Origin of the sequence: Marivivens aquimaris (assembly GCF_015220045.1) — a bacterium.
Lineage (GTDB): Bacteria > Pseudomonadota > Alphaproteobacteria > Rhodobacterales > Rhodobacteraceae > Marivivens > Marivivens aquimaris.
Genome location: NZ_JADBGB010000001.1, coordinates 227,402 through 254,390, shown reverse-complemented (window position 1 = coordinate 254,390; position 26,989 = coordinate 227,402). Strand labels below are relative to the sequence as shown.

Annotated in this window: 25 protein-coding genes; 19 read left to right on the top strand and 6 right to left on the bottom strand. The window is 59.6% G+C overall.

Translation table 11 applies throughout. The features are described 5' to 3' along the window. Nucleotides 1-93: 93 nt before the first annotated feature. From lgt to IF204_RS01195, 4 genes are all read left to right on the top strand, one after another. The gene (gene lgt, locus IF204_RS01210) at nucleotides 94-972 is read left to right on the top strand and encodes a prolipoprotein diacylglyceryl transferase (protein WP_194098106.1); all 879 of its coding nucleotides are present in this window, start codon (nucleotides 94-96) and stop codon (nucleotides 970-972) included. Then, the gene (locus tag IF204_RS01205; RefSeq protein ID WP_194094024.1) at nucleotides 969-2,024 is read left to right on the top strand and encodes a class I SAM-dependent methyltransferase; all 1,056 of its coding nucleotides are present in this window, start codon (nucleotides 969-971) and stop codon (nucleotides 2,022-2,024) included. Before lgt ends, IF204_RS01205 begins: the two co-directional genes overlap by 4 nt. Beyond that, the gene (gene pgeF / locus IF204_RS01200; protein ID WP_194094022.1) at nucleotides 2,021-2,776 is read left to right on the top strand and encodes a peptidoglycan editing factor PgeF; all 756 of its coding nucleotides are present in this window, start codon (nucleotides 2,021-2,023) and stop codon (nucleotides 2,774-2,776) included. Before IF204_RS01205 ends, pgeF begins: the two co-directional genes overlap by 4 nt. A 246-nt stretch (nucleotides 2,777-3,022) precedes the next feature. Beyond that, nucleotides 3,023-3,172 carry a hypothetical protein gene (locus IF204_RS01195; protein WP_194094020.1) on the top strand — a complete coding sequence of 50 codons (150 nt, stop codon included), beginning with the start codon at nucleotides 3,023-3,025 and terminating at the stop codon, nucleotides 3,170-3,172. Nucleotides 3,173-3,513: 341 nt separating this feature from the next. Here the strand turns inward: IF204_RS01195 and IF204_RS01190 are convergent, their stop codons facing one another. Next, a complete protein-coding gene (locus tag IF204_RS01190; RefSeq protein ID WP_167637552.1) occupies nucleotides 3,514-4,014 on the bottom strand; it encodes an Lrp/AsnC family transcriptional regulator in 501 nt (166 codons plus the stop codon). Nucleotides 4,015-4,207: 193 nt separating this feature from the next. Here IF204_RS01190 and trxB point away from each other — a divergent pair, with 193 nt between their 5' ends. Together trxB and IF204_RS01180 are read left to right on the top strand one after the other, a co-directional pair. Continuing rightward, nucleotides 4,208-5,173, top strand: a complete 966-nt coding sequence (gene trxB, locus IF204_RS01185) for a thioredoxin-disulfide reductase (RefSeq protein ID WP_194094018.1) — start codon at nucleotides 4,208-4,210, stop codon at nucleotides 5,171-5,173. Nucleotides 5,174-5,463: 290 nt separating this feature from the next. After that, nucleotides 5,464-7,170, top strand: a complete 1,707-nt coding sequence (locus tag IF204_RS01180) for a bifunctional sulfate adenylyltransferase/adenylylsulfate kinase (protein ID WP_194094016.1) — start codon at nucleotides 5,464-5,466, stop codon at nucleotides 7,168-7,170. A 71-nt stretch (nucleotides 7,171-7,241) separates the two neighbouring features. On the opposite strand, the gene IF204_RS01175 is transcribed toward IF204_RS01180, so the two are convergent. The 3 genes from IF204_RS01175 to IF204_RS01165 all read right to left on the bottom strand — a co-directional run bounded on the left by IF204_RS01175 (nucleotide 7,242) and on the right by IF204_RS01165 (nucleotide 8,475). Beyond that, nucleotides 7,242-7,715, bottom strand: a complete 474-nt coding sequence (locus tag IF204_RS01175) for a cytochrome b (protein WP_194094015.1) — start codon at nucleotides 7,713-7,715, stop codon at nucleotides 7,242-7,244. A 116-nt stretch (nucleotides 7,716-7,831) separates the two neighbouring features. Beyond that, the gene (locus IF204_RS01170) at nucleotides 7,832-8,056 is read right to left on the bottom strand and encodes a DUF1150 family protein (RefSeq protein WP_167639292.1); all 225 of its coding nucleotides are present in this window, start codon (nucleotides 8,054-8,056) and stop codon (nucleotides 7,832-7,834) included. Further along, nucleotides 8,053-8,475 (bottom strand): Hsp20 family protein, encoded by a 423-nt coding sequence (locus tag IF204_RS01165; protein WP_194094013.1) that lies wholly within the window; start codon nucleotides 8,473-8,475, stop codon nucleotides 8,053-8,055. Before IF204_RS01165 ends, IF204_RS01170 begins: the two co-directional genes overlap by 4 nt. Before the next feature lie 160 nt (nucleotides 8,476-8,635). Between IF204_RS01165 and IF204_RS01160 the strand changes: the two genes are divergently transcribed. From IF204_RS01160 to IF204_RS01150, 3 genes are all read left to right on the top strand, one after another. Beyond that, nucleotides 8,636-8,854: a YdcH family protein gene (locus IF204_RS01160; protein WP_167639294.1), complete on the top strand. Its 219-nt coding sequence runs from the start codon at nucleotides 8,636-8,638 to the stop codon at nucleotides 8,852-8,854. 64 nt (nucleotides 8,855-8,918) lie between these two features. Continuing rightward, the gene (gene purE, locus IF204_RS01155; protein WP_194094011.1) at nucleotides 8,919-9,407 is read left to right on the top strand and encodes a 5-(carboxyamino)imidazole ribonucleotide mutase; all 489 of its coding nucleotides are present in this window, start codon (nucleotides 8,919-8,921) and stop codon (nucleotides 9,405-9,407) included. Beyond that, a complete protein-coding gene (locus IF204_RS01150) occupies nucleotides 9,400-10,473 on the top strand; it encodes a 5-(carboxyamino)imidazole ribonucleotide synthase (protein WP_194094010.1) in 1,074 nt (357 codons plus the stop codon). The genes purE and IF204_RS01150 overlap by 8 nt, the downstream gene beginning before the upstream one ends. Here IF204_RS01150 and IF204_RS01145 read toward each other — a convergent pair. Next, nucleotides 10,470-11,213 (bottom strand): esterase/lipase family protein, encoded by a 744-nt coding sequence (locus IF204_RS01145; RefSeq protein ID WP_194094008.1) that lies wholly within the window; start codon nucleotides 11,211-11,213, stop codon nucleotides 10,470-10,472. The two genes, IF204_RS01150 and IF204_RS01145, sit on opposite strands and share 4 nt — an antisense overlap. A 79-nt stretch (nucleotides 11,214-11,292) precedes the next feature. Here IF204_RS01145 and IF204_RS01140 point away from each other — a divergent pair, with 79 nt between their 5' ends. From IF204_RS01140 to glgX, 9 genes are all read left to right on the top strand, one after another. Next, entirely contained in the window at nucleotides 11,293-11,739 is a 447-nt protein-coding gene (locus IF204_RS01140) for an NUDIX domain-containing protein (protein ID WP_194094007.1), read from the top strand. A 655-nt stretch (nucleotides 11,740-12,394) separates the two neighbouring features. Then, a complete protein-coding gene (locus IF204_RS01135; protein WP_194094005.1) occupies nucleotides 12,395-12,781 on the top strand; it encodes a response regulator in 387 nt (128 codons plus the stop codon). A 151-nt stretch (nucleotides 12,782-12,932) separates the two neighbouring features. Continuing rightward, complete coding sequence (locus tag IF204_RS01130; RefSeq protein WP_194094003.1) at nucleotides 12,933-13,550, top strand: heme oxygenase-like domain-containing protein; 618 nt, start codon at nucleotides 12,933-12,935, stop codon at nucleotides 13,548-13,550. Next, complete coding sequence (locus IF204_RS01125) at nucleotides 13,547-16,102, top strand: HWE histidine kinase domain-containing protein (RefSeq protein ID WP_194094002.1); 2,556 nt, start codon at nucleotides 13,547-13,549, stop codon at nucleotides 16,100-16,102. The genes IF204_RS01130 and IF204_RS01125 overlap by 4 nt, the downstream gene beginning before the upstream one ends. 90 nt (nucleotides 16,103-16,192) lie before the next feature. Next, nucleotides 16,193-16,738 carry a hypothetical protein gene (locus tag IF204_RS01120; RefSeq protein WP_194094001.1) on the top strand — a complete coding sequence of 182 codons (546 nt, stop codon included), beginning with the start codon at nucleotides 16,193-16,195 and terminating at the stop codon, nucleotides 16,736-16,738. Nucleotides 16,739-16,826: 88 nt separating this feature from the next. Beyond that, a complete protein-coding gene (gene treZ, locus IF204_RS01115; protein WP_194093999.1) occupies nucleotides 16,827-18,587 on the top strand; it encodes a malto-oligosyltrehalose trehalohydrolase in 1,761 nt (586 codons plus the stop codon). Beyond that, nucleotides 18,584-20,914, top strand: coding sequence for a malto-oligosyltrehalose synthase (gene treY, locus IF204_RS01110; protein ID WP_194093998.1), 2,331 nt, complete (start codon nucleotides 18,584-18,586; stop codon nucleotides 20,912-20,914). Before treZ ends, treY begins: the two co-directional genes overlap by 4 nt. Nucleotides 20,915-21,051: 137 nt before the next feature. Beyond that, complete coding sequence (locus IF204_RS01105) at nucleotides 21,052-22,230, top strand: sugar phosphate nucleotidyltransferase (RefSeq protein ID WP_194093997.1); 1,179 nt, start codon at nucleotides 21,052-21,054, stop codon at nucleotides 22,228-22,230. A 13-nt stretch (nucleotides 22,231-22,243) separates the two neighbouring features. Further along, the gene (glgX, locus tag IF204_RS01100; RefSeq protein WP_194093996.1) at nucleotides 22,244-24,319 is read left to right on the top strand and encodes a glycogen debranching protein GlgX; all 2,076 of its coding nucleotides are present in this window, start codon (nucleotides 22,244-22,246) and stop codon (nucleotides 24,317-24,319) included. On the opposite strand, the gene IF204_RS01095 is transcribed toward glgX, so the two are convergent. Beyond that, the gene (locus tag IF204_RS01095) at nucleotides 24,316-24,744 is read right to left on the bottom strand and encodes a MerR family transcriptional regulator (RefSeq protein ID WP_194093994.1); all 429 of its coding nucleotides are present in this window, start codon (nucleotides 24,742-24,744) and stop codon (nucleotides 24,316-24,318) included. The two genes, glgX and IF204_RS01095, sit on opposite strands and share 4 nt — an antisense overlap. 120 nt (nucleotides 24,745-24,864) lie before the next feature. Here IF204_RS01095 and IF204_RS01090 point away from each other — a divergent pair, with 120 nt between their 5' ends. Continuing rightward, nucleotides 24,865-26,943: a heavy metal translocating P-type ATPase gene (locus tag IF204_RS01090; protein WP_194093992.1), complete on the top strand. Its 2,079-nt coding sequence runs from the start codon at nucleotides 24,865-24,867 to the stop codon at nucleotides 26,941-26,943. Nucleotides 26,944-26,989: the final 46 nt, after the last annotated feature.

The window sequence follows — 26,989 nt, the reverse complement described above, 5'->3', positions numbered from 1 at the left end:
CGGCATTGCTCGAGCTTTATATGGGCTGCCAAGGCGTGCGTGACAACCCCGTCAGCCGTTGACACCTTGCGCGCGGCGCATCATCACTCGGTCATGATTGCAGCGATCCCCTTTCCCGATCTTTCACCCGAGGTTTTCTCGATCAACCTCTTCGGCAACGAGTTTGCCCTGCGCTGGTATGCTCTGGCCTATATTGTCGGGATCGGCCTTGGCTGGCTGACCGTGCGCCGCGCGCTGTCAAGGCCTGCGCTCTGGCATAACGACACTCCGCCGATGGACAAGCGGACGCTCGAAGACCTGATGACGTGGATCATCGTCGGCGTCATTTTGGGTGGTCGTTTCGGGTACATCCTGTTCTATCGGCTCGATTATTACCTCTCCAACCCCGCAGAGATCATGATGGTCTGGCAGGGCGGCATGTCGTTCCACGGCGGCTTCCTCGGCGTGATCCTCGCAGTGTTAATCTATTCGCGGGTGAAGGGTTTGCGCCTCGGATCAGTGGCAGACAGCATGGCGCTCGGTACGCCATTCGGGCTGTTGCTGGGCCGCATCGCGAATTTTGTGAACGCAGAGCTTTGGGGCCGCGTCACCGATGTGCCGTGGGCTGTGATTTTCCCGGGCGAAGCGGCACAGTCGTGCCTTCTGCCCGTCTGCGCCCGCCACCCCTCGCAGCTCTATGAAGCCGCGATGGAGGGTCTGATCCTTGGCGGCGTGCTGCTTTACCTCGCGTTCCGCCGCGGCGCGCTGAAGACCCCTTGGCTCATCACAGGCGTGTTCTTCGCGGGCTACGGCATCTCCCGTTTTATCGTCGAATTCTTCCGCCAGCCGGACGCGCAGTTCCAGACGCCAGGCAACCCGCTGGGCCTTGCCTACCATATCGGCGGTTACGGCCTGACGATGGGACAGTTCCTTTCGCTGCCAATGATCATCATCGGCATCGGCCTCGTCATCTGGGCACGGAAGCGCGCATGACGGCGCTGACGGATATCCTGAAGGCCCGCATTGCTCGCACGGGCCCGCTGACGCTCGCCGACTACATGCGAGAAGCTCTGTTGCACCCCGAGCACGGCTACTACGCCACCCGCGATCCGTTCGGACAGCAGGGCGACTTTATCACCGCGCCCGAGATTTCGCAGATGTTCGGTGAGGTCATCGGCCTCTGCATCGCGCAGGCTTGGATAGATCAGGGACAGCCTAAGGGCATCCTTGCCGAACTCGGCCCCGGTCGCGGGACGCTGATGGCGGACATCCTGCGCGCGACAAAGGGCGTTCCCGGTTTTCATGAAGCGCTGGATGTCCATCTGGTCGAAGCGTCACCTGTGCTCCGCAAAGCGCAAGCCGAGCGGGTCCCTGTCAAAGCGTTCCACGACCAGATTGCCGACCTGCCCGAGGGTCCGCTGTTTCTCGCCGCGAACGAGTTTTTCGACGCCCTCCCCGTCCGTCAGTTTGTTCGCGATGGTGATGCTTGGCGCGAGCGGGTGATAGGGGTCGAGGACGACGCGCTGACCTTCGGCCTTTCGACCGCAGCGCCGCTCGAGATGCTGAAGCACCGGCTGGAGGACACAAACGACGGCGATTTGGTCGAGGTCTGCTCCGCCCTGCCCGCCATCACGTCCCAGATCGGAGAGCGCATCGACAACCACGGCGGCTTGGCGCTGTTCATCGATTACGGTGACTGGCGCTCGCTCGGCGATACGCTTCAGGCGCTCAAAGGCCACGAACGCACCGATCCGCTAGCCGAGCCCGGCAGTGCCGACCTGACGTGCCACGTTGATTTCGAAGCGATCGCGTTGAACGCAGCCCCCGCCAAGTTCACACGCGTCACGCCGCAGGGCGTGTTCCTCGAACGGCTCGGCATTACGGACCGCGCGCGGGCACTTGCCTCCAGACTGAGCGGTAACGCACTGGAATCGCACATCGCGGCCCATCGCCGCTTGACCCACCCCGCAGAAATGGGCGACCTGTTTAAAGTAATCGGGCTTTACCCCGCAAACAGCACACCTCCTGCAGGCTTGGAAGCATGACTCTGGACATCATTACTCACCGTTCGCTTGGCACGTTGAAGCATGGCTTTTTCGGCCGCAAAGGTGGTGCGTCTTCGGGCATCTTCGAAGGGCTGAACTGCGGGTACGGCTCGTCCGACATGCGTGAAGCGGTCACAATGAACCGCAATCGCGTCGCCGAAGCGATGGATGTCGATGAAAACGCGCTGGTCGGTGTGCATCAGGTCCACTCGGCCGATGTTCTCACAATCACCGACGCGTCGGAGCCTCGCCCCGCTGCGGATGCGATGGTCACCAACGTACCCGGCCTCGCGCTGTCGATCCTGACCGCCGACTGCCAGCCCGTGCTTTTCGCCGACCACAACGCAGGCGTCGTCGGTGCGGCCCATGCTGGGTGGAAAGGTGCGCTCGGGGGCGTGCTGGAAAACACCCTCGCCGCAATGGAAGCCATCGGCGCGGATCGCAAGAACACCGTCGCGATCATTGGGCCAACCATAAGCCAGCGCGTCTACGAAGTCGGACCCGAATTCCTTGATGCGTTTCTTGTCGAAGACGATGAATACGCGCGTTTCTTTGCGAACGGCGAAGGCGACCGTTACCTGTTCAACCTGCCGATGTTCGGCCTCCACAAGCTGCGCGAAGCCGGCATCGGTGATGCGGAGTGGACAGGGCATTGCACCTATTCCGACGTGAACCGCTTCTATAGCTACCGCCGGACAACGCATCGCAAAGAAGCGGACTACGGACGTCTGATCGCTGCTATCCGGCTCTGAAATAGAACGCATCCGCCAGAAACCCGCCACAATTGCAGCGAAACAATCCCAATAGGTTGTGCGCTATTGTTTCTGAGCGCTGAGATTTCCCCAATAAAACAAGGACGTAGCTACGCGCAGACGATCAATTTTCTGCCCTACGCAAATTCCAAAATTGCGGCACAGACCTGCCTTAGTGCTGCCCCTGTTAACCCTGATAACTGACTTCAACGCCCCGACGGGCATGGAACAGAAGGGATAACGGACATGACCAAACTGCGCTGGCTCAAGACCATCATTGCTGCTGCTGAAACCGAAGAAGTTTCGCTCCCGTGGGAGCGTGGCGCCCGTCGCGATGACCTGATTATCCGCCGCAAGGCTGCCTCGGCTCCGGTCAAGGCAAAGACAGCGGCGTAAGACTACTCTCCTCCCCTGTTATTCTCGAGAGTACTGGCGGTCCGATGGGCCGCCATTTTTCGATTCGGGGTTACGGAAATCCGGCCGCAGCGGAGATTGAATGTTCTCGGTCAACAATCAGGGTACTGCCGTCGGTGAGCGTTCCCGATTGCAGCACAATGATGCAAAAAGTTTGACAACCTCTGCCACATTCTGGCAAACGCTGGCTCAAGTTCAGGGCGTATTGCGCGCCCGCTTGTCCGGCCAGAGGTCGGATCACTCAACAGAAAGACGACCCCGCAGCGCACAAGCCTCTCGCGCAACTACATCGGGGTCGTCTTTTCTGTAAATCTTCCGAAAAATCAGGCTTCGCGTGCGAGACGTTCTTCGAGAACTTCAAACGGAACACCGGGCTCGTCTTTGGCACCGCGAATGACGAGCGAGGTTTTGACCTGCGAGACGTTGTCTGCAGTCAGAAGGTCATTGGTCAGGAAGCTCTGGAACGTGCGCAGATCGGGCGCAACGCACTTGAGGATGAAGTCTACTTCACCATTAAGCATGTGGCACTCACGTACGAGCGGCCAGCCGCGGCAGAGTGCTTCGAACGCGGACAGATCAGCTTCGGCCTGCTTATAAAGACCGACCATCGCGAAGACTTGGACTTCAAAGCCCAGCTCGCGGCTATCGACGTCTGCGTGGTAACCACGAATGTAGCCCTGCTCTTCCAGAGTGCGCACACGGCGCAGGCACGGAGGGGCGGAAATACCGACGCGTTTGGCCAGTTCGACGTTGGTCATACGACCGTCCGCCTGCAGTTCTGCCAGAATCATACGATCGATTTCGTCGAGTTTGCTGCCCGGCATTTTATTCCTCATTCGGTTATTGCGCAGAGATTACTCAGTACAGCATCAATGCGCAACAATATTTCAAACTTGCGCAACATCCTTACGCAAGAGTATATATTTGTTTTTCAGGATGTATTGCTTGCCAGACGCCCTTTTCGAACGCAGGCCGCGGGTCTATATCGGGTGGGAACCGCAATGGAAAGAGGCTGACATGTCCGACACCCGCCACACCAAGCTGCTCATCATCGGCTCCGGCCCTGCCGGCTACACCGCCGCTGTGTATGCAAGCCGCGCGATGCTCAACCCGATCCTCGTGCAGGGTATGGAACCGGGCGGTCAGCTGACCACCACGACCGAGGTCGAAAACTGGCCGGGCGAGAAAGAAATCCAAGGCCCGCAACTGATGATGAACATGGAAGAGCACGCGCGCGCCATGGGCACCGAAATCATCACCGACCTGATCGTCGATCTCGACCTCCAGCAGCGCCCGTTCGTCGCTAAGGGCGATAGCGGCACTGTCTACACTGCAGACACCGTCATCCTCGCGACGGGCGCCCGCGCCAAGTGGCTCGGCATGGAAACCGAAGACGCGTTCAAGGGCTTCGGCGTTTCGGCATGTGCGACCTGTGACGGCTTCTTCTATCGCGGCAAGGAAATCGTCGTTGTAGGCGGCGGCAACACTGCTGTGGAAGAGGCGCTCTACCTCACCAACTTCGCGACCAAGGTGACCCTGATCCACCGCCGCGACAGCCTGCGCGCCGAAAAGATCCTGCAGGATCGCCTGTTCAAACACCCGAAGGTCGAGGTTCTCTGGAACCACGAAATTCACGAAGTGGTTGGCGATCACGAGCCGAAGGGTGTGACCGGCGTCAAAGCGAAAAACGTCCAGACCGGCGAGATCACCGATATCGAAGCCGCAGGTGTCTTCATCGCTATCGGCCACGCCCCTGCCAGCGAACTGGTCAAAGACCAGCTGGAACTGCACAACGGCGGTTACGTTAAAGTTGAGCCCGGCTCGACCCGCACCGCAATTCCGGGCGTATTTGCTGCCGGTGACCTGACCGACCACACCTACCGTCAGGCCGTCACCTCGGCCGGTATGGGCTGTATGGCCGCGCTCGATGCAGAGCGTTACCTCGGCGAGCTCCAGCCCGAAGGCGACATCGTTAAGGTCTGATCGACCTGAACCAACTACGATGCTCCGGCGCTACAAACGCCGGAGTTTTTTTCTTATCCACAGGCGCGGTAGCGCTGCGAACGAAACGCCTGTTCCACCAAACCGGAATTTGCGCGGATGACGGTCCAGAACTGGCGCAAGCCGACATGTTTGTGTCTGCCCGACCGCAAGACTCCCCCGAATGCATCCTTTTTCGCCGCAATCCTGCCGAAACGCTTGAATACTTGCCCCTTGCGGGTCTAGGCAGCGTCCAAGTCCGGCATTGCCGAAATCAAATTGAGAGTACGTCCATGGATATGGCCCCTATCCCCGAGCTTTATGTCTCGCACGAGTCTTCCCAGAAACTGAAATTGGAAGCTGCTTCGTTGACGTCGCACGATCTGACCCCGCGTCAGATTTGCGATCTCGAGCTGCTGATGAACGGCGGTTTCAATCCGCTGAAGGGCTTCCTGACCGAAGCCGATTATGACGGTGTTGTCGAAAACATGCGTCTGGCCGACGGCGCGCTGTGGCCGATGCCGATCAATCTCGATGTCAGCGAAGCTTTCGCTGAGACCGTCGAGATCGGTCAGGACATCGCGCTGCGCGATCAGGAAGGCGTCATCCTCGCCACCATGACCGTCACCGACAAATGGGTGCCGAACAAGTCGCGCGAAGCCGAGAAGGTCTTTGGTGCCGACGATCTGGCCCACCCTGCCGTCAACTATCTGCACAACACCGCCGGCAAAGTCTACCTCGGCGGTCCGGTCACCGGCATACAGCAGCCTGTGCACTATGACTTCAAAGCCCGCCGCGACACCCCGAACGAGCTGCGCGCCTACTTCCGCAAGCTCGGCTGGCGCAAGGTCGTGGCCTTCCAGACCCGTAACCCGCTGCACCGTGCGCACCAGGAACTGACCTTCCGCGCCGCGCGCGAAGCACAGGCCAACCTGCTGATCCATCCGGTTGTCGGCATGACCAAACCGGGCGACGTCGACCACTTCACCCGCGTGCGCTGCTACGAGGCTGTCCTCGACAAGTACCCGCAGTCGACCACCACCATGTCGCTGCTGAACCTTGCGATGCGTATGGCCGGTCCGCGTGAGGCCGTCTGGCACGGTCTCATTCGCCGCAACCACGGCTGCACCCACTTCATCGTCGGCCGCGACCACGCCGGTCCGGGCAAGAACTCGGCAGGCGAGGACTTCTACGGCCCGTACGATGCGCAGGATCTGTTCCGCGAACACCAGGAAGAAATCGGCATCGAAATGGTCGACTTCAAGCACATGGTCTACGTGCAGGAACGTGCCCAGTACGAGCCGAACGACGAGATCGAGGATCGCGACAACGTCACCATCCTGAACATCTCGGGCACCGAACTGCGTCGCCGTCTGCGCGAAGGTCTGGAAATTCCGGAATGGTTCTCGTTCCCCGAGGTCGTCACCGAACTGCGCCGCACCTCGCCGCCGCGTTCGAAGCAGGGCTTCACCGTGTTCTTCACCGGCCTGTCGGGCTCGGGCAAGTCGACCATCGCGAACGCGCTCATGGTCAAGCTGATGGAAATGGGCGGCCGTCCGGTCACGCTTCTTGATGGCGATGTCGTGCGTAAGCACCTGTCGTCGGAGCTGGGCTTCTCGAAAGAGCACCGCGACATCAACATCAAGCGCATTGGCTACGTCGCGTCGGAGATCACCAAGAACGGCGGTATCGCCATCTGTGCGCCGATCGCGCCTTACACCGCGACCCGCCGCGCCGTCCGCGAGATGATCGAAGCCTACGGCGCGTTCATCGAAGTGCACGTCGCAACCTCGATCGAGGAATGCGAACGCCGCGACCGCAAGGGCCTCTACAAGCTGGCGCGCGAAGGCAAGATCAAGGAGTTCACCGGCATCTCGGATCCGTACGAAACTCCGGTCAACGCCGAGATCGTCGTCGAGACCGAGAACGTCGACGTCGACAACTGCGCACACCAGGTACTGCTCAAGCTCGAAAGCATGGGCCTTATCTCCGGCAAGTAAGCCAGAGACCTGCGACAAACGAAAACGCCCCGCTCAAAAAAGCGGGGCGTTTTTGCTTTAAAGAGGCGCTGTTACTTCATGCGGGCCAGCAGGTTGTCCTTCCAATAGAACTGGTGAACCAGCGCTGCGATGATGTGCAGCGCAACAAGCGCCAGACCTAGCGTGAACATCGTCTCATGAACGTCGCCCGCGTCATGCAGGCCGCCGAACCATGCAATCAGGCCAGACACGGGCAGGATGACCAACACGGCATAAAGAATGAACTGAACCGCTTTGGCAGCGAGACCCAGCAGCCCACCCTTCGGTTCGGGCGGAGCAGTATTGGTGAAGCGCAACGCAATGCGCCAGACGACAAGCGCCAGAATGACGATGCCGACGATAATGTGGACATAGGCACCGACCGACATCTCGGCCGCGCCGTTGCGCATAAAGCTGCGGTAGGCGTCCTTGATACCATCGTGGCTGACGAAGCTGACGAACAGCAACACAAAGACCGACCAGTGTAATGCGATCTGGGTGCGGGTGTATTTCAATGGGGTGGACATAACGGGCTCCGAAATTGCTTCTCCTTGCTACGTAGAAGGCGCCCGTTTCTGTCGCTTGGCAAAATAAAAAAGCGCCCCTCGGGGCGCTTCGTTGTCTTTTGCGATGTGCGTTCCGATCAGTGAACGGTCACGGGATCCATGTCGTGTTCACGGGCCAGCGAAAACGCAAGCTCGCGTCCCGCGACAAGCGCTAGTTGCTCGCCGTTGGATTTGTGGACCGAGAAGAGCGTTTCCAGATCACCGGCCTTTTCCTGCACCTCGTCGGGGAGGTCGGCCACGGCAACTTCTTTCACATACACGATGCGATCGTCGTTCTTATCGAGCTCGAAATTCTGGTTCATGCCTCCGCACTCCTTTTGATCTTGATGGTTTGCACCACGCTGTCGGGGACCTTCCTATTAAGATCGACATGCAGCAGGCCGTTTTCAAGGACCGCTTCCCCTACGTCGACTCCGTCGGCCAGAACGAAGGTGCGCTGGAACTGGCGGGCAGCGATGCCGCGATGCAGGAAGATGCGTTCGTCACTGTCATCGGCCTGGCGCCCGCGTATCACGAGACTGCTGTCCTCTACCGTGATGGCAAGGTCTTCCTCGCGGAAGCCTGCAACGGCGAGAGTGATCCGGTAGGACCGTTCCGACGTCTGTTCGATATTGTACGGAGGATACCCGTCATTGCCCGTTTTGGCAGTGCGCTCGACCAGCCGTTCAAGCTGCTCGAACCCCAGTAAGAAGGGATGGGTTCCCAAAGTCAGTTTTGTCATTCGACATGTCCTTGCTCAAGCGACCGTCAAAAGGCCCCGAAAAGCGGCGACCTCTTGCTTTCAAATATGGGATGATGCCACCGACTTCGCAAGGGCTAGGCGGAACGCCAAAAAAGGCGTAGGTTGTCAGTATGATGCAAGACCATTGCTCGGGTGAAGTATGAACAAATCCGCAAGGATGGAACAGGTCGAGGTCCTTCGGGTCAAACTCAGTGTCCTGAAAACCGAACACCGCGATCTGGACGAAGCGATCCGCGCACTTGAAGACCAAGGCTCGGCTGACATGCTTACGATCCGACGCCTGAAAAAGCAGAAACTTGTCCTCAAGGACAAGATCAGCCAGATCGAAGACCGAATTCTCCCCGATATCATCGCCTGACGATTGCACCTTCCCCTACGCTTTGTATAGTGCCGCTTCCTGACAGCAGCGGGGATTTTACGCGATGACTACACCCCAAGTCGGCATCATCATGGGTAGCCAGTCCGACTGGCCGACAATGAAACTTGCCGCCGATATTCTCGACGAACTGGGCATCTCTTACGAGGCCAAAATCGTTTCGGCCCACCGGACCCCCGACCGCCTTTGGAGCTACGGCAAAACCGCTGCCGAGCGTGGCCTTCAGGTCATCATCGCAGGCGCAGGCGGCGCGGCCCACCTTCCCGGTATGATGGCGTCGAAAACGCGCGTTCCCGTTGTCGGCGTTCCGGTTCAGACCAAGGCGCTGTCGGGTGTCGACTCGCTCTATTCCATCGTGCAGATGCCCAAGGGGTTCCCTGTTGCCACCATGGCAATCGGCGCCGCAGGTGCTGCCAACGCGGGCCTGATGGCCGCTGGCATCCTCGCGCTGCAGGACCCTGCCCTCGCTGAAAAACTGGACGCATGGCGCGACGCCCTTTCCGCATCCATTCCCGACGAGCCTTCCGATGACTGATATCCTAGAGCCCGGCGCGACAATCGGCATTCTGGGCGGCGGTCAGCTGGGCCGGATGCTCTCTGTCGCGGCCTCTCGCCTCGGCTTCAAAACCCACATTTTCGAACCTTCGGCCAACCCGCCTGCTGGTCATGTCGCCGACCGTGTGACGACTGCCCCTTACGAGGACGTCGACGCGCTCGCCGATTTCGCAGCTTCGGTCGATGTGATCACCTACGAATTCGAGAACGTGCCAACCTCCGCGCTCGACATGCTCGAGTCCGTGCGTCCAATCCGTCCGAACCGCAAAGCGCTTGCCGTGTCGCAGGACCGCCTTGTCGAGAAGGCGTTTCTGAACGACCTCGGCCTCAAGACCGCTCCGTTCGCCGCTGTCGACGATGAGGTCGATCTGGCCGAAGCCATCGACGAAATCGGCTTGCCCGCGATCCTGAAAACCCGCCGCTTCGGCTACGACGGCAAGGGTCAGGCCCGCCTGAAGGCTCCCGAAGACGCCGCACAGGCGCTGGCCGACATGGCAGGCGCACCGTCGATCCTCGAAGGTTTTGTCGACTTTAGCCACGAAGTGTCCGTCATCGGCGCTCGCGGTCTGGATGGTGCTGTGTCCTGCTTCGATCCGGGCGAGAACGTGCATAAGAACGGTATCCTCGACACGACCACCGTCCCTGCCCGCCTGACGCCCGCACAGCGCACCGATGCGGTGCTGCTGGCCGCTAAGATCCTGAACAAGCTGGATTATGTTGGCGTCATGGGCGTTGAGCTCTTCGTCACTCGCGAAGGTCTCATCGTGAACGAAATCGCTCCGCGCGTTCACAACTCCGGTCACTGGACCCAGAACGGCTGCGTCGTCGACCAGTTCGAACAGCACATCCGCGCTGTCGTCGGCTGGCCGCTCGGTGATGGCACCCGCCATTCCAACGTCGTGATGGAAAACCTGATTGGCGACGACGTGGACCGCATTCCGGACTACGCAAAAGAGGGCGTCGCGATCCACCTCTACGGTAAGGCCGAAGCCAAGCCGGGCCGCAAAATGGGCCACATCAACCGCATCACGGGTCCGGCGAATTAATTCGCCGGCTCGCTCTGCACCAGATCATCGCCAAGCACTTCGAGGTCGTGGTCAAAATGGCCATCCGCCAGAAACGCCATGACCTCTGAAATCACTGCGATATTGTTCATCATATAAGTGTGCGTGACGGGCAGCACGATGTGGTCGGTCATGCCCTCCAGACGGGTCGAGGCGACAGAGACCTTGCCGTCGTCCTCACCGTCGATAATCGCCGAGTAGATCGGGTTCAGCGATTGGTTCCCCGCGATAATCCCCAGTTCGTAGTCAGGCAGCCCGAGTTCCAACGGAACGCTTCCGTCATCGGTGCCGAGCTGCTCGCCGGCAGGTCCGTTGATCCACTCGAACGGCGCCCAATCCCCAAATTCGTCAACGAGTTCCGAGCCTTGGTTGGGTGGTGACAGCATCACAACGCGGCCCATCTTCTCGGGCCGGTTGTTCGACAGCCATGCACGCGCCAGAATGCCGCCCATGGAATGCGTGACAAAATGGGTCGTCTTGTCCCCGCACTGCGCCACGTCCTGCCCCACATTTTCTGCCACAAGCACCTCGATCGGATCTTCGGTCGACGGATAGCCCGAGTTCACCACCTGATAGCCCTCGGCCTCCAGCACGGTTTCCATGACGATCAGCGAGAGCCCTGTGCGCGCCAGTCCGTGCAGCAGAACGACGCATTCGTCCTCGTGGTCAGCTTGGGCGATGGTGCCCGTCAATAGCAGCAGTGAAGCGAGAATGTTTTTCATGACTTGGGTTATAGTGCGCAATAGGATGTGCGGCAGTGGGTATCTTGTCTGACCGGACGTCATTGTACACAGTTAACCTATGAAACGACCGATCCGGCTGGCCACGCGCGCCATCATCATGAACGAAAACAAACTCCTGATCGTCAATGCATGGCGCGGGCGGACGCATCTGTGGTGCGCTCCTGGTGGCGGTGCAGAGCCGCACCAGAGCTTGCCTGCCAACCTTTCCCGCGAGGTATTCGAAGAAACGGGGATCACCGTGAAGGTTGGCGAGCCGTGTCTGGTCAACGAATTCCATGATCCGGACGGCGACTTCCATCAGGTCGACATCTATTTCCGCTGCGAAATCGTGTCCGGAGACCTCTATGGTGAGTGGACGGATCCCGAAGGCGTGGTGTCCCACCGGCGCTGGGTGTCGCGGTCAGAACTCTCGGAATACCGGCTCAAGCCCGATAGCCTTGCAGCCGTCGCATGGCGGGATCCCGATGCGCCGGCGTACGACGCGCTGGAGCCTATTTTACGCTGAACGGTCACCCGAAGCGCTACGAATCGCAGTTAAAAAATATTTGCTGCAGAAAAATTTTTGCACATTTTGTCACCTCTGATTGTGTAATCATCCTTGGTTAGCGGGTTAAGTAGAATTTATTGTGCAATTTGCTGAGGAGGCCGATTTGGCTACTCGCAGCTGCGGAATTTGACGCCTCATCTGGTGTTTTTTTTTTGCAGTGAGATCGCGCCATGGGCGTCGCTCGGCTAAGTTCGCCGGAAATTCACGGTCTCGGTAGGTGTTACAGCCCTATGGGACAGAAAGCGTCCTTATATCAAATATTTAGAATGACAAATCTGCGATCGGACCACACGTGTTTCAGTCCACTCGCAAGCGATCAAACGTCTTCAAGAAACTGTCAGAAGCCCTCACGAATGCGGTCACATCACGTGATCGCCGCACTGCAAAACCCGCACTGAACCCCGGTGAGGTCCGGACCGTTTTCTGCTGATTTTTCAACAGCTGCGACGCACTTCATTGCAAATTTGCACATATCAAAGTGTTGCATTCGGGTAGGTCTTGTTACCTTTCTGCATACGTGAGCATCGCCGACGAATAATTCGTGGAACAAACTCCGTCCGAGAGTCCTTGAATCCGCATAGACCGTCCGAACGAATAAAAGCGAGGAGCAGTCATGGATGCGAGAATAGCAGGTTTACTAGAGTCCGATGCAGGTCGGGTTCTTATCGTAGAAGACGAGGCGATCATCGCTCTCGATCTGAAATTCATAGTCGAAGACATGGGCCTGGACGTGATGGGCCCTGCACCGAGCGTAGACGGCGGTCTCAGCGCCATGGCCGAAAGCCTGCCGACGCTGGCGATCCTCGATGTGAATGTACGCGGCGGCGAAGTATTCGCGCTGGCCGATGTACTGCAAAAAGCGAACGTGCCGATCATCTTCCACTCGGCTCACGCCACTGAGGACGAACTTTCCAGCCGTTATCCGGGCATGATTTTCTGCCCGAAACCGACTGTACCCTATCAAATCGAGGACTCGATCGTTTCGGTCCTAGCTGCCTGATTACAATCCATTTTCTGCTCGCTTCAAATGCGCGGACCACAATTTCGTCGGTTCGGCGCATTTTTTTTGTGATCCACGGGAACTTTACGCCCGTACGCACGTTAACGGTTGAATAAGCCTTTAACTGGCCGAGGGACAATTGAAGACGACAATGAACTCCCCGCTGCACGAGTCCGCGCAGCAAGTGCTTGCCAGTGGCGTGAACTCACCTGCATCACCGGTTAACTCCGCGTCGAAGGACCAGTCCTTCCGCTTCACCCTGCGTACCGCTTCGCGTGCCCACCACGATCAGGCCGAAGCGACGTTCCAGCCATTTCGTGATGCCCCGGCAGAAAACCTCGATTGGTTCCTGACTGCCCAGTTGCTTGGCTTTTGTTCCCTTCGCGAGCAGCGTGCCGGAGAGGCATGCGAAGCGATGGACCAAGCGATCGACGCCCTGATGCAGGACTGCAAAGATCGGCCGCTGAACCGCCCCCTCCCCATTGCGCCGCGCAAGCTGCACCCGCTTGCCGTTGACTACATTTTTTACGGCTCGCGCCTCGGCACCAAAGTCCTAGCGCGCCAACTGACAGAGGCAGGTATCACCCCCCTGCCCGCCTATTTCGAAATGGCCGATCAAGGGGGCTGGGCTGCTTGCTGCGCTCGCCTAGAGATGGTTGACCGCAACTCGAGATTGGCCGACAAACTCATCGACGATGTCGGTGCCGGATTTGCCATCTTTCAGGCGGCTGCGGGACAGGCGACCGAACTTCTAAAGGCCCAAGCATGAACAACAACGCGGACTTCCAAGTCGACCTCACCAACTGCGACCGCGAGCCGATCCACCAATTGGGTCGCGTTCAATCCTATGGTGCGCTGGTTGCTGTGTCGTCGGATTGGATCGTTCAGCACACGTCCTCGAACGTCAAAGACATCTTTGATATCGAGCCGAACGACCTGCTTGGCAAACCGCTGACCGAACTTATCGTTTCGGACACGTTCGACCGGATCCGCCAGAACCTGAGCATCCTCGCCAACCCGTCTGGCGTGGTACGTATGTTCGGCGTGATCGTACGCGGTGCACATAGACTTTATGACATTTCGCTTCACCAGAGCGGCAAGCACATGGTGATCGAATTCGAACCCAAGAGCGGCCCGCGCGATCTGGACGTGACCTCCGAGGTTTATCCGTTGATCAACCGCCTTCAGCATAAGGTGGATATGACCGACCTCGCCCGTGAAGCGGCTCGCTGTATGCGCCGCTTGTCGGGTTTTGACAGCGTGATGGTCTACCAATTCCAACCCGATGCCTCTGGCCGTGTGCTGGCGGAAGACCGCGCCGATGGTGAGCGCCGCTACCTCGGTCTGAACTTCCCCGCGTCGGACATTCCGGTCCAGGCCCGCGCGCTCTACAAACGTTCACTGCTCCGTCTGATCGCAGACGTGAACGACGAAGGCTCGCTCATCGTGCCGCCGCAGACCTTTGCTGGCCAGCCGCTGGACCTGTCACTTGCTGTGACCCGCTCGGTGTCGCCGATCCACATCGAATATCTCAAGAACATGGGCGTTGAGGCGTCGATGTCGGTGTCGATCATGAAAAATGGCGAGCTGTGGGGCCTCTTTGCCTGCCACAACCACTCGCCGCTTTATATCGACTACGAACGCCGCACCGCGATCGAGATGTTCGCCCATCTGTTCTCCTACGAACTCAGCCGTCAGGAAGAGCACGCCCGCGCTCAGGTCGAAATTGATTCCGGTCGTCTGCAGACCATGCTCATCGCGCATATGGCCGACGGTCGTACGCTCGCTGACAGCTTGCTGAACGTGTCCGAGGATATCGAGCGCGTCATCCCGCACGACGGCATCATCCTCTATACCGACGGCAAATTCTTCCGCGCCGGAGCGACCCCGACCGAGGAAGAGTTCTACAGTCTGGCACGCATGCTCGACACCCGTATCGGCACTGCGGTCTACGCGACCGATCATCTGGTAAAGATGCACCCCGACGCCGAGGATTTCGTTCAGCGCTGCGCCGGCATCCTCGCGATCCCGATTTCCAAGCGTCCGCGCGACTACATCATCCTCTGCCGTCGTCCGATCGAACAGACCGTCCAATGGGCGGGCGACCCGAATAAGCCCGTCGAGACCGGCCCGAATGGCGTGCGCCTCACCCCGCGCAAGAGCTTCGACGTCTGGAAAGAAAACGTCGCCGGACGAAGCGCGCCGTGGGACCTTGGTTCGCTCCATGCGGCAGAACTGCTGCGCACTGTGCTGCTCGAGATCTTCCTCAAGATGACCGACGCCGCCAACGAAGAGCGGCGCCGCGCGCAAGAGCACCAGCAGCTTCTGATCTCTGAACTCAACCACCGCGTCCGGAACATCCTTAACCTGATCCGCGGCCTTGTTTCGACCTCGAAGAACGGTGCGAACACGCTGACCGAATTTACTGCGAGCCTCGATGGTCGCATCCAGTCTCTCGCCCGCGCGCACGACCAGCTGACCAAGGAAAAGTGGGAGCCGTCGTCGCTCAAATCCTTGATCCGTATGGAATTCGAAGCTTACGCGATGGACAAAAACGTCCGCGTAAAGATCGAAGGCCCGGATGTGATGCTGGCGCCGACCGCCTACACCACTATGGCGCTCGTCCTGCACGAAATGGCTACCAATTCGCTGAAATACGGCGCACTGTGTGACCAGAGCGGACGCATCGAAATCGACCTGTCGATTGACCGCAGCGGCGGTCTTCTGATCGATTGGAAAGAAAAGAACGGCCCGCCTGTCGCCCCGCCGACACGTCGTGGTTTCGGTTCGACTATCATCGAACGATCCATCCCGCACGAACTGCGTGGCGATGCCGAAATACACTACCGCGTCACGGGCGTCGTCGCCAATTTCCGCGTCCCGCCGTCGTACATCAACAGCATCATCGAGGTCGAAAACGAAGTGAGCACCACAGACGTTGCAAGCGCCGACAAGTCCGGCTTCAACCTCGGCGGCACCGCTCTGGTTCTCGAAGACGCTCTGATCATCGCAATGGATGCTGCGGCCATTCTGGAAAGCGCCGGTGCAAGCAAAGTTGTCATCGCTTCGTCGGTTCAGCAAGCGCTCGAAGAGATCGAGCGTCACCAGATCGACTTCGCGCTACTGGACGTGAACCTCGGCAGCGAACAGTCCGTTCCGGTCGCCGAACTGCTCTACGAGCGTGGAACTCCTTTCGTGGTTGCAACGGGTTACGGCGAAACCGAGGAAATCCAGGCGAGCTATCCGCCCTGCAAAATCGTGCAGAAACCGTTCAGCAGTGACTCGCTAATGGCGGCCTTCAAAGCGGCGCATAATAAATAATTAACGAATTTCCCATTTTTCAGCGCTGACCTGTGGACAAGCGCTGAAAAATATCCTTGCGTATACCGATCCTAAACTTCGGGATACGACATGAACGGGACACGTCATCAACATCTGACCCTGCCTAACGGCCAGGTCGCGCCCTATGTACTGGGCGACCGGCGTCCCGTGCTGGGCGGTATGGTTGTGCCGTCTGACGACTTGTCCTTGGCGTCCCTCAAGGCGCTCTCTTCTACAGACACTCCCGCCGATCTGGTGACCGCTCTTGCAGCTAGTTCTGGCGTGTCCGAAGCTGTGCGAAATGCCCAAAGCGGCAATGTCGCTTCCATGCACGTCCAACTTGGCGGAACGGATTACGAAGTTGAGTGCTATCCGCAGGATGGTGCCGCCTACGTCGTCATCTCCGCCATCGAGATGCTGCCCTACGATCCTGATCTGGGCCAAAGCATCTCGGAATTGCGCCACTCGCTCGGCAATATCGCCAGTGTCGCCGAAAGCTCTGCGCGTTTGATCCGGCGCGGGCAGGTCGAAGCGTTGAAAGATGCTCTCGCCGACGGTCTGGATGGCGCATCGGTCCAAAGTCGCAAGATCATCGACCGGTTGCTCGAATATGCGGCACGTTACGACCGCAGCTAACACTTAAGCACCGGAATCTCACAAAACCGGGAACTGGCGCCCTGCAAGAAGGTTGTCTTTACGGACATACTTTATGGGGCAGCTTTCTATGACGCGCATCGATCGCCCGTTCGAGCCGAGTGATCTTCAATTCCAATGGGGAGCGACCAAGGTCAGCGACGGCCGTTGGCGGTTCGCCATCTGGGCGCCCGCTGCACAAACAGTCGAATTGGTTCTGAACGGCAGCGCCCACCCGACCACGTCCTCGAACGGTTGGTACTGGGCCGAAATCCCTGCCGAAGTCGGCGACACCTACACATTCCGCATCAACGGCAACGACCGCCCCGACCCCGCCGCACGGTTCCAGTCCGGTGATGTGCACGATTCGTCGGTTGTGACCGAAGTAACGCCGCCACCTGCGTGGGATGGCATGTCGATGGAAGACCTCGTCATTTACGAGCTTCACGTCGGCACCTTCACAAAGGAAGGTACGTTCAAAGCCGCAACCGCAGAACTAGAACGCCTCGCCGCACTGGGTTTCACGGCAATCGAACTCATGCCGCTGTCGCAATTCGAAGGTCATCGCGGCTGGGGTTATGACGGCGTACTTATCGGCGCGCCGCACAACGCCTATGGCACGCCTGATGACCTCGTCGCGCTCGTCAGCAAGGCGCATGAACTTGGCATTTCTGTCATCCTCGACCTTGTGATGAACCACTTCGGCCCCTCGGGAAACTACATCGGCGAATATTGCCCCGAGTTCTTCCACCAGACCGACACGCCCTGGGGCGCTGGCATCGACTTTTCCCGCGATGAAGTGCGCCACTATTTTGGTGACATCGCGATCCGCTGGCTGGAAGATTACGGCTTCGACGGCCTTCGCCTCGATGCCGTCCACCAGATCAGCGAGGAAGGCCACCGCCCGTTCCTGATCTCGCTGATCGACGCGATCCGCGCCAAGGATTGGGGCCGCCCGATCCACATGATCACCGAGGACGAGCGCAACCTGCCGCATCTGCGCGATGCAGGCTATGATGCGGAGTGGAACGACGACTACCACCACACCGTACACTGCACGCTGACGGGCGAGGATTTCGCCTATTATGAACCATTCGCCCATGATCCTATCGGTGATCTGAAACTGGCGCTTGAACGCGGTCAGGTCAACGAGGGCCAAAAACGCCCTGCTGGCGAACCGATGGGCGCGTCCGCCGGTCACCTGCCATGGAGCGCCTTCGTCAACTCCAACCAGACCCACGACCAGATCGGCAACCGCGCGGGCGGTGAACGCCTGATTGCGCTGAGCAACGACACCGCCGCGCGCGTTCTACACACGCTGCTGCTCTGCTCGCCCTTCACGCCGATGCTTTTCATGGGCGAGGAAGTCGGCTCAACCGCGCCGTTCAACTTCTTCGTCGATTTCGAAGGTGACCTTGCCAAAGGCTGCCGCGAAGGGCGCGCGCGCGAACTGGCCAGCATCGGACACGACGCCAGCAAGATGAGCGATCCGACCGATCCTGAAACCGCTGCCGCATCCTATCCGTTCCGGCCAGAAGACACGCCGCATCGCGCAGACTGGGAGCAGCTGACTAAGGACCTGCTGGCGTTTCGCAAAGAGAAGATCGTGCCCATCCTCAAGTCTGGCGAAAAGGGCCTGACTGATGCCGACCTACTCGGCGAGGAAGGCATCTACGTCGCGTGGCCGTTCAAGGGCGGGCAGATTTGCATCGCGCTTCGCCTCCAGCCCCAAAACCCCGAGCTTCGCGGCAAGGCAGGCCCCTTCCCTGACCACATGCTCCACTCCCCCGATTTCTCGGTCGGCGACCTGACGACCGACCCCTATGCCATTGCAGTAAAGGTGATTTCATGAACGCCCCTCTCCGCCCGCTTTCGGCGACCTATCGCATCCAGCTTCGCAACGGAGTGACGTTTGATATGATCCGGCAGTCGCTCGATTACTTTGCGGATCTGGGCATCTCGCACCTCTATCTATCGCCCGTTTTCACCGCGCATGGAGGCTCGACCCACGGCTATGACGTCACCGATCCGGCACAAATCGACCCGACAATTGGCGGCGAAGAGGGTCTGGTTGAGCTGTCGAAAGCCGCTCAGGAAAATGGGATGTCGATCATTCTCGACATCGTGCCGAACCACACGGCGTTCACGCTGGAAAACAAGTGGCTCTGGGACGTGCTGAAGCGTGGTGAGCAATCCGAATACTACATGCACTTTGACATCGCCCGCGATCAGCGGCTGGTGATCCCGTTCCTGCCCGCCCCGTTCGACACGATGGTGGATGATGGCAAGGTGTCGCTGAAGAAAGACGGCGATGAGGTCGTCATGGCAGTCGACGTCGGAGGACTCGACCCGATGTGCGTACCGATTGCCGAAGGTACCGCGCCTGATAATCTCGGCCTATCGCCAGATGAAATCCGCGCCGTGCATGACCAGCAGATGTGGCAACTCCGTCTATGGGAACGCGAGCGCGACATGGTCACGCACCGCCGTTTCTTCAACGTGACGTCGCTGATCGGAATGCGCGTCGAAGACCCCGAGGTGTTTCACGCGATGCACGAGCTGCCGCTGCGCTTGGTGAAAGATGGCATTGTACACGGCCTGCGCGTCGACCACATCGACGGCCTCGCTGATCCGATCGGCTATCTGAACGACCTGCGCGCTGCAGCTGGCGATACCTGCCCGATCTGGATTGAAAAGATCCTCACCGGCGACGAGCCCCTGCCGACCGATTGGCCGGTTCAGGGCACCACGGGCTATGAGGCCGCGCGCCAGATCGTGCGCCTCCTGACCCCTCCCGAAGGTCTGGCGAAGCTCGACTTCGCTTGGCGCGAGGCGACCGGCATCACCGACGATTTCGATGCGATGCTGGCAGGCTGCAAAATGGAAGTCATCACGCAGGACCTCGCTGCCGAGCTGGGCCAGCTGATTGAACTGGCCGCCGCCGCCTGTAGTTCCCTGCCGAGCGAGCCGGGGTATGAAACCCTGCGCGAAGCCGTCCTTGCCCTGCTCTCCGCCTTCCCGCGCTATCGCACTTACCGTGCGGGAACGGGTTCAGTGACGGGAGAAAAGCGCCTTTGGACGGCCGTGATCGAGGAAGCCTCCGATGGCCTCCGCACTGACGATATCGCGCGCCAGATGGGCCAGATGCTCACCAATCCATCCACCGCGGATGAAACCGCGTTCAGCCAGCGTTTCGAGCAGGTGACAGGTGCGCTGTTGGCCAAATCACAGGAAGATACCGCGTTTTTCCGCTACAACCGTTACCTTGCCGCGAACGAGGTCGGGTCGGAGCCGGATCACACCACCATCGACGTCGAAACGCTGAACGACTGGCTCATGGATCGCCAAACGAACTGGCCCAAAGCGATCACGCTCACCTCGACCCACGATACCAAACGCGCCGAGGATGCGCGGATGCGCCTCGTGGCGTGCAGCCACCTTCCGGATGAATTCCTCGCGCTCGTCGATCACGAAATGGCCCAGATGCCCGATGGCGTTTCGGCCAATGACGCGTGGTATGTGGTGCAATATGCCCTCGCCATCTGGGAAACCGACCGTGAAGACCTCGCTGACCGCCTTGAAGAGCACATGCGTAAGGCCCTGCGCGAGGCGAAGGTCATCACCAACTGGCCCTACCCCAATGACGAGGCAGAAAAACCTGTCTTCGACGCCGCACGCGGCATCATCGCCCGCTGGCATGACGAGCTGCCCGAGCAGGCCCAGCGCTTGATCGCGAAGGCAGAAACGCTCTCGCTTATTCAGGTAGCTCTCAAAATGCTGATGCCGGGCATTCCCGACATCTATCAGGGCAGCGAAAAGGGCAACTATCACCTCACCGACCCTGACAACCGCGAGGTCGTGGACTTTGCCGCAATGCAGCATTCCATCACCCTCGACGGCTTTGCAGGTAAGAAAGCACAGCTGATTACCGCCCTTACCCGCCTGCGTCACGAACACGCCGAATTTTTCAGCGCTGCTTCGGTCGATCTGACCGCGACAGACACCGGATTGCAGCTGAAGCGCTCAATTGACGGCATCGAAGTCTGCTTTGATTTCAACCCGCTACAATCTGCCGATACTGACATTCCGCAAGGTGCTGAAAACTTGGTCGAAACCACTGATTTGCCCTTCGCGATCTACCTCGTCAGGCAACTTGCCGCCGATATGTCGGCAGCTTGAGGCCGAAGGTGAAGGGACCTTGGAACCTACGCTGCACTGCAACGTTTACTCATTGCTAGGCCAAGCGAACAGTTCAGTCCCTTCCACAGGGTTCCGGCGCGAGAAGACGCGCCGGCGCCGCACGAACCGAGGTAACCATGTTCGACGTCCCCGCCACTCTCTCTGATAATCTGACCAAAGGATGCCTGCCTTTCCTTCTCGCCGGAGGACAGGGTTCGCGGCTCCACGAATTGACTGCTCATGAATGCAAACCGGCCGTCCATTTTGCTGACGCAGGACGCATCGTGGATTTCGTGATGTCGGGCGTCCATCGCGCGGGCTTCGACGAGATGCTCGTGGCGACCCAGTACAAGCCGAATACCCTCACCCGCCATATGAAGACTGCTTGGGCTGGTGGTTTCGCCAAGGGCCTGCATCTGCGTGATGGTGCCAAGATCGCGAACCAGCAAGGTTATCGCGGCACTGCGGACGCAGTCATGGCGAACCTTGCCGAGGTTGACCGCATTAACCCGAAGGAAGTCCTGATCCTTGCCGCCGACCACGTTTACGACATGGATTTCACGGCCATGCTTGAGGCGCACCGCGCATCGGGCGCGATGGCAACCTTGGCAGCGACGCCCGTCCCCCGCATGGAAGCAACCGGTTTCGGCGTGCTGGCCATCAACGGCTCGAACCGCTGCGTCGAATTTGCCGAAAAGCCCAAAGATCCCGCCGCAATGTCGGGCCGTTCTGATATGGCGCTCGCGTCGATGGGCATCTACGTCTTTGACTGGGAATGGCTGCGCGATGCCATGATGGAGGCCTTCAAGCGCGAGGACACCAGCCACGACTTCGGTCACGATATCATGCCGATGGCACTGGCACAGGATACACTGAACGTTTACGCCCTGCCCGATAGCGACGACGGCAACCCAGGTTACTGGCGCGATGTGGGCACGCTGGATGCCTACCGCCTTGCCCTGCTCGACTTCGAAAACGGCTCGCCGATCCGTCTGCCCAAAGCACCCGGCCAAGCCTACTTCAAACCTGCGGACATGACGTCCGCTTCGTCGACTATCGAAGAAAGCGTCGTGCTTCCGGGCGCTTCGGTCGGTAGCAACTGCCGCCTGTCCAAAACCATCGTCGGCGCAGGAACTGAAGTTCCTTCGGGCCTCGTGATCGGTGAAGACCACGACGAGGATGCTCGGTGGTTCCGCCGCACCGATGGCGGCACGACCCTCGTCACTTCCGAAATGCTGGCCCGCCGCGCGGATCAACGCACGCTCATGCACCCCATGAGTAGCCAGCGCCCCCACAGCCACTTTGCTTCGCAATAATTGGTACACATAGATGCCCAGAGATACGTCTTTTTCGACAACATTTGATCTTTCCAATTCGCGCCCCAACGTACTCGGGGCGCGTTTTGACGGCGAAGGCACTAACTTTGCGCTGTTCTCCGACAACGCCGAACGTGTCGACCTTTGCCTTTTTGACGACGAAGGCAATGAGGTCCAGCAGCTTGAACTTCCGCGCATGGAAGGCGGCATCTGGTTCGGCTATCTGCCCGGCGTCAAACCCGGACAGGCGTACGGCTACCGTGTCCACGGCCCTTGGAAGCCCGAGGAAGGTCACCGCTTCAACCCGCACAAACTGCTGCTCGACCCCTACGCGATGGAGATGCGCGGTTATCTGAACTGGGACGACGCGCTGTTTTCCTACCCAATCGGCGGCTCTGATCTGGAAATGGACACCCGCGACAGCGCGCCGTTTATGCCCCGCGCCGTCGTGGCGGATCCGAATTTCGACTGGGACGCGGACCGCATCCTCCAGCACGACTGGCCTGACACGGTGATCTATGAGGCCCACGTAAAGGGTCTGACCCAGCAACACCCCGGCGTGCCCGAAGAACTGCGCGGCACCTTTGCCGGCCTCGGCACCGATCCGGTGATCGAACACCTGTTGAAAATGGGCATCACCACGCTGGAACTGCTACCGCTCCACGCAATGGTGCAGGACCGCCACCTTATTGAAAAGGGCCTGTCGAACTATTGGGGTTACAACACCATCGGCTTCTTTGCCCCCAACCGCATGTATCTGTCGGGCGAGAAAGTCAGCGAAGTCAAAGAGACCATCAAGAAGCTGCACAAGGCAGGCATCGAGGTCATCCTTGACGTGGTTTATAACCACACCGCCGAGGGCAATCACATGGGTCCGACCTTCAGCTTCCGCGGCATCGACAACGCCAGCTATTACGCGCTGAGCCCCGAAAACCCGCGCTACGGCTACGACGTCACGGGCACCGGTAACACCTTGAACGTGGCGCATCCGATGGTGCTGCGCATGGTCATGGACTCGCTGCGCTACTGGGTCGAAGCGATGCACGTCGACGGCTTCCGTTTTGATCTGGCGTCAACGCTGGGCCGCGAGCCCGACGGTTTCGAACGCGAGGGCGCATTCTTTAACGCCATGCGTCAGGACCCCGTGCTATCGCGCGTCAAGCTGATCGCAGAGCCTTGGGACGTTGGCGAAAACGGCTATCAGGTTGGCGGCTTCCCGTGGCCCTTCCGCGAATGGAACGACAAATTCCGCGATGACACACGTGCCTTCTGGCGCCGCGACACCTCGCAAAGCCCCAAGCTCTCGCAGCGTGTCCTTGGCTCGCCGGTGCAGTTCGATCACTCGTCGCGCCCTGCCACCAGTTCGATCAACTTCCTTGCCGCTCACGACGGTTTCACGCTGTGGGACACCGTTTCCTACAACGAGAAGCACAACGAAGAGAATGGCGAAGGCAATCAGGACGGCCACGATCACAACATCTCGGACAACATGGGTGCCGAAGGTGATACGGCCAACAAAGCGATCGAGGATCACCGCGTCCGCCGCGTGAAGGCTATGCTGGGTTCGCTGATGATGTCGCATGGCGTGCCCATGGTGCTGGCAGGTGACGAGTTCGGCAATTCGCAGGACGGCAACAACAATGCCTACTGTCAGGACAGCGAACTGAGCTGGATTGATTGGTCGAACCCCGACCACGAGATTGCGCAAGCCTTTGCCGCATTCAGCGAAATCCGCCGCGAATATGCCGACTGGCTGGCTCCGGTCAAATTCAGCCGCGCTCCCGAATATGCCGAAGCGCTGAGCGTCGGCACCGAATGGCGTCACGCCGAGGGCCGCGTGATGACTGACGAGGACTGGAATGACAACGAGTCCGAAATCGTCGCGCTGAAGCTCACCAAAGGCGGCGATCCGGCGGCTCCGGCACTGCTGACGATTTATAACGCGGGCGACGATACCGACTTTACCCTGCCCGAGGGTAGATGGATCCGCATCCTTGATAGTGGCGCTGATCCGGTGCGGGTCGAGCAGGAATGTGAAGGCACCATCACCATCGGCTACCAGACGACCAACCTGTTCAGGTCCGCTTAAACATCCGGCATGTCATGGTCGGTCAGGCATTCGCTGTGATCGCGGAGCACCTCGATCACACGGCACTCCCCCGCCGGACCGCCATGACATTGCTCAACCATTCGCGACAGTTCGGTCCGAAGCGCCTCAAGACGCGCGATACGCTGCTCAATCAGTTTGAGCTGGCGGGTCGCGATAACGTCGGCCTCGGCACAGGGCTTTTCAGGATGTTCCGACAAATCAAGCAACCCGCGGATGTCATCAAGCGGAAACCCCAACTGCCGCGCATGTCGGATGAACGCCAATCGGTCGAGGTCGTCATGGCTATAGCGCCGCTGCCCGCCCTCGGTCCGCTCCGCCTCGGGCATCATGCCGATCTCTTCGTAATACCGGATGGTGTTGACCTTTGTCCCTGTCCGCTTCGCCAATGCGCCAATTGTCAGCATGTTACACTCCAAAATCTCCAGTCACTGTAGATTTATTTCGGATTTCTTCAACATTTCACTTGAAGCTACAGTCGCTGGAGGTCCTATCTCTTGTATCGCAAGCAATATGTGAGGCGAGCGATGACCAGTGAAGTATGTGAATTTACCGTTAAAGGCATGGACTGCGGGTCCTGTGCGGGCAAGGTCCGTGGGGCCGTCGAGCGGATCGACGGCGTTGAGGACGTCGAGGTCTCGCACATCGCTGAAAAGCTCACGCTGAAACTCGACGGGTCAAAGACCGACCGTGCGGCGATCAAGAAAGCCGTGAGCAACGTCGGCTACGAGATCGACGATCACGACCACGGCGATCATGCCCACGTCCATGAAATCGACCCCGACAAGCATTGGTACGAGACGACAAAGGGCCGTCATGTCCTATTGGCCGGCGTTGTCCTCGCCGTCGCATGGGTGCTGGCGCTGATTGCTCCCACCCTCAGTGTTTGGGCTTTCGTCGCAGCCACGGTCATCGGCCTGCTGCCTGTCGCCCGCAAAGCCTTTGCCCTGCTCCTGACCGGCCAGCCGTTCACCATCGAAAGCCTGATGACCATTGCCGCCATCGGCGCGCTGATTATCGGCGAAGCGCAGGAAGCCGCACTGGTGGTGTTCCTCTTCGCTGTCGGTGAAGTGCTTGAGGGCGTTGCCGCCACCAAGGCCCGCGCGAGCATTCGCGGCCTCTCCGACCTCATCCCGAAATCCGCCTGGCTGGAGGAAAACGGCGCGACTCGCGAAGTCCCCGCTGCCGACCTCAGGATCGACCAGATCGTCGTCGTCCGCCCTGGTGACCGTATTCCCGCAGACGGTGTGATTACCGAAGGCACCTCCGGCATCGACGAAAGCCCAATCACCGGTGAAAGCGTTCCGCTGACCAAATCCGAAGGCGATCCGGTCTATGCTGGCGCGATCAACACCGAAGCCGTCCTGCGCGTCCGCGTCACCAAAGAAGCTCACGACAACACCATCGCCCGCATCGTCGAACTGGTCGAGGAGGCCGAAAGCGCCCGCGCCCCGACCGAGCGTTTCATCGACCGGTTCAGCCGTTGGTACATGCCCACCGTCGTCGGGATCGCGCTGCTGACGGTGCTGGTTCCGACGCTCCTGATGGGGCAACCGTGGGAGACGTGGATCTATCGTGGCCTCGCGCTGTTGCTGATCGGCTGCCCATGCGCATTGGTGATTTCGGTCCCAGCCGCCATCGCCTCGGCCCTGTCGACGGGCGCGCGCCAAGGTCTGTTGATGAAGGGCGGCGCGGTGATCGAGACCACCGCCGCGATCAAGCAGATCGCCTTTGACAAAACAGGCACCCTGACGCGCGGCACGCCGCAGGTGACCAGAGTCATCGCGCTGCAGGGCGACGAGGCCGAGGTGCTGCGCATCGCCGCTGCGGTCGAGAACGGGTCCAGCCACCCCCTCGCGGTCGCTATTCTGGAAAGGTTTGATGCCACGCCGCCCAAGGCCGAAAACGCGAGGGCCATCGCTGGCAAAGGTGTGACCGCCACGCTGGACGGGCAGGCGATCAGCGTCCTCAGCCCCTCGGCAGCGAATGTCTCCGACGATCGGATCGCCAGTCTGGAGGCAGAAGGTCAGACCGTTGTGGTCGTCAGCCGCGATGACACCCCCATCGGCTACATCGCCCTCCGCGACGAACCGCGAGACGATGCGAAAGCCGCGCTGGCCGAGCTTCGCGAAATGGGTATCGGCGCGACTATTCTGACAGGCGACAACGAACGCACCGCGGCTGCCATCGCGAGCGAACTCGGCGTCGACTTCAAAGCCAAACTTATGCCCGAAGACAAGCTCAGCGCCATTCGCGGCATGGACGGTCCTGTTATGATGATTGGCGACGGAATCAACGACGCCCCTGCCCTCAAACAGGCGGACGTCGGCGTCGCGATGGGCTCGGGCACTGATGTCGCGCTGGAAACGGCGGACGCTGCCATCCTGCGGAGCCGCGTTGCTGACGTGCCCCGCATGATCCGCCTCGCTCGCATGACCATGGGCAATATCCGCCAGAACATCGGCATCGCGCTCGGTCTGAAGGCCGTCTTTCTGGTGACCTCGATCCTCGGCATCACCGGCCTCTGGATCGCTATTCTTGCCGATACGGGCGCGACGGTGCTGGTCACGATCAACGCGATGAGGCTTCTTCGCGCCAAGCCCTAGTGAACTGTTACAAAAGTTTCATTTGAACGAGGGTACAGGTGCGGTA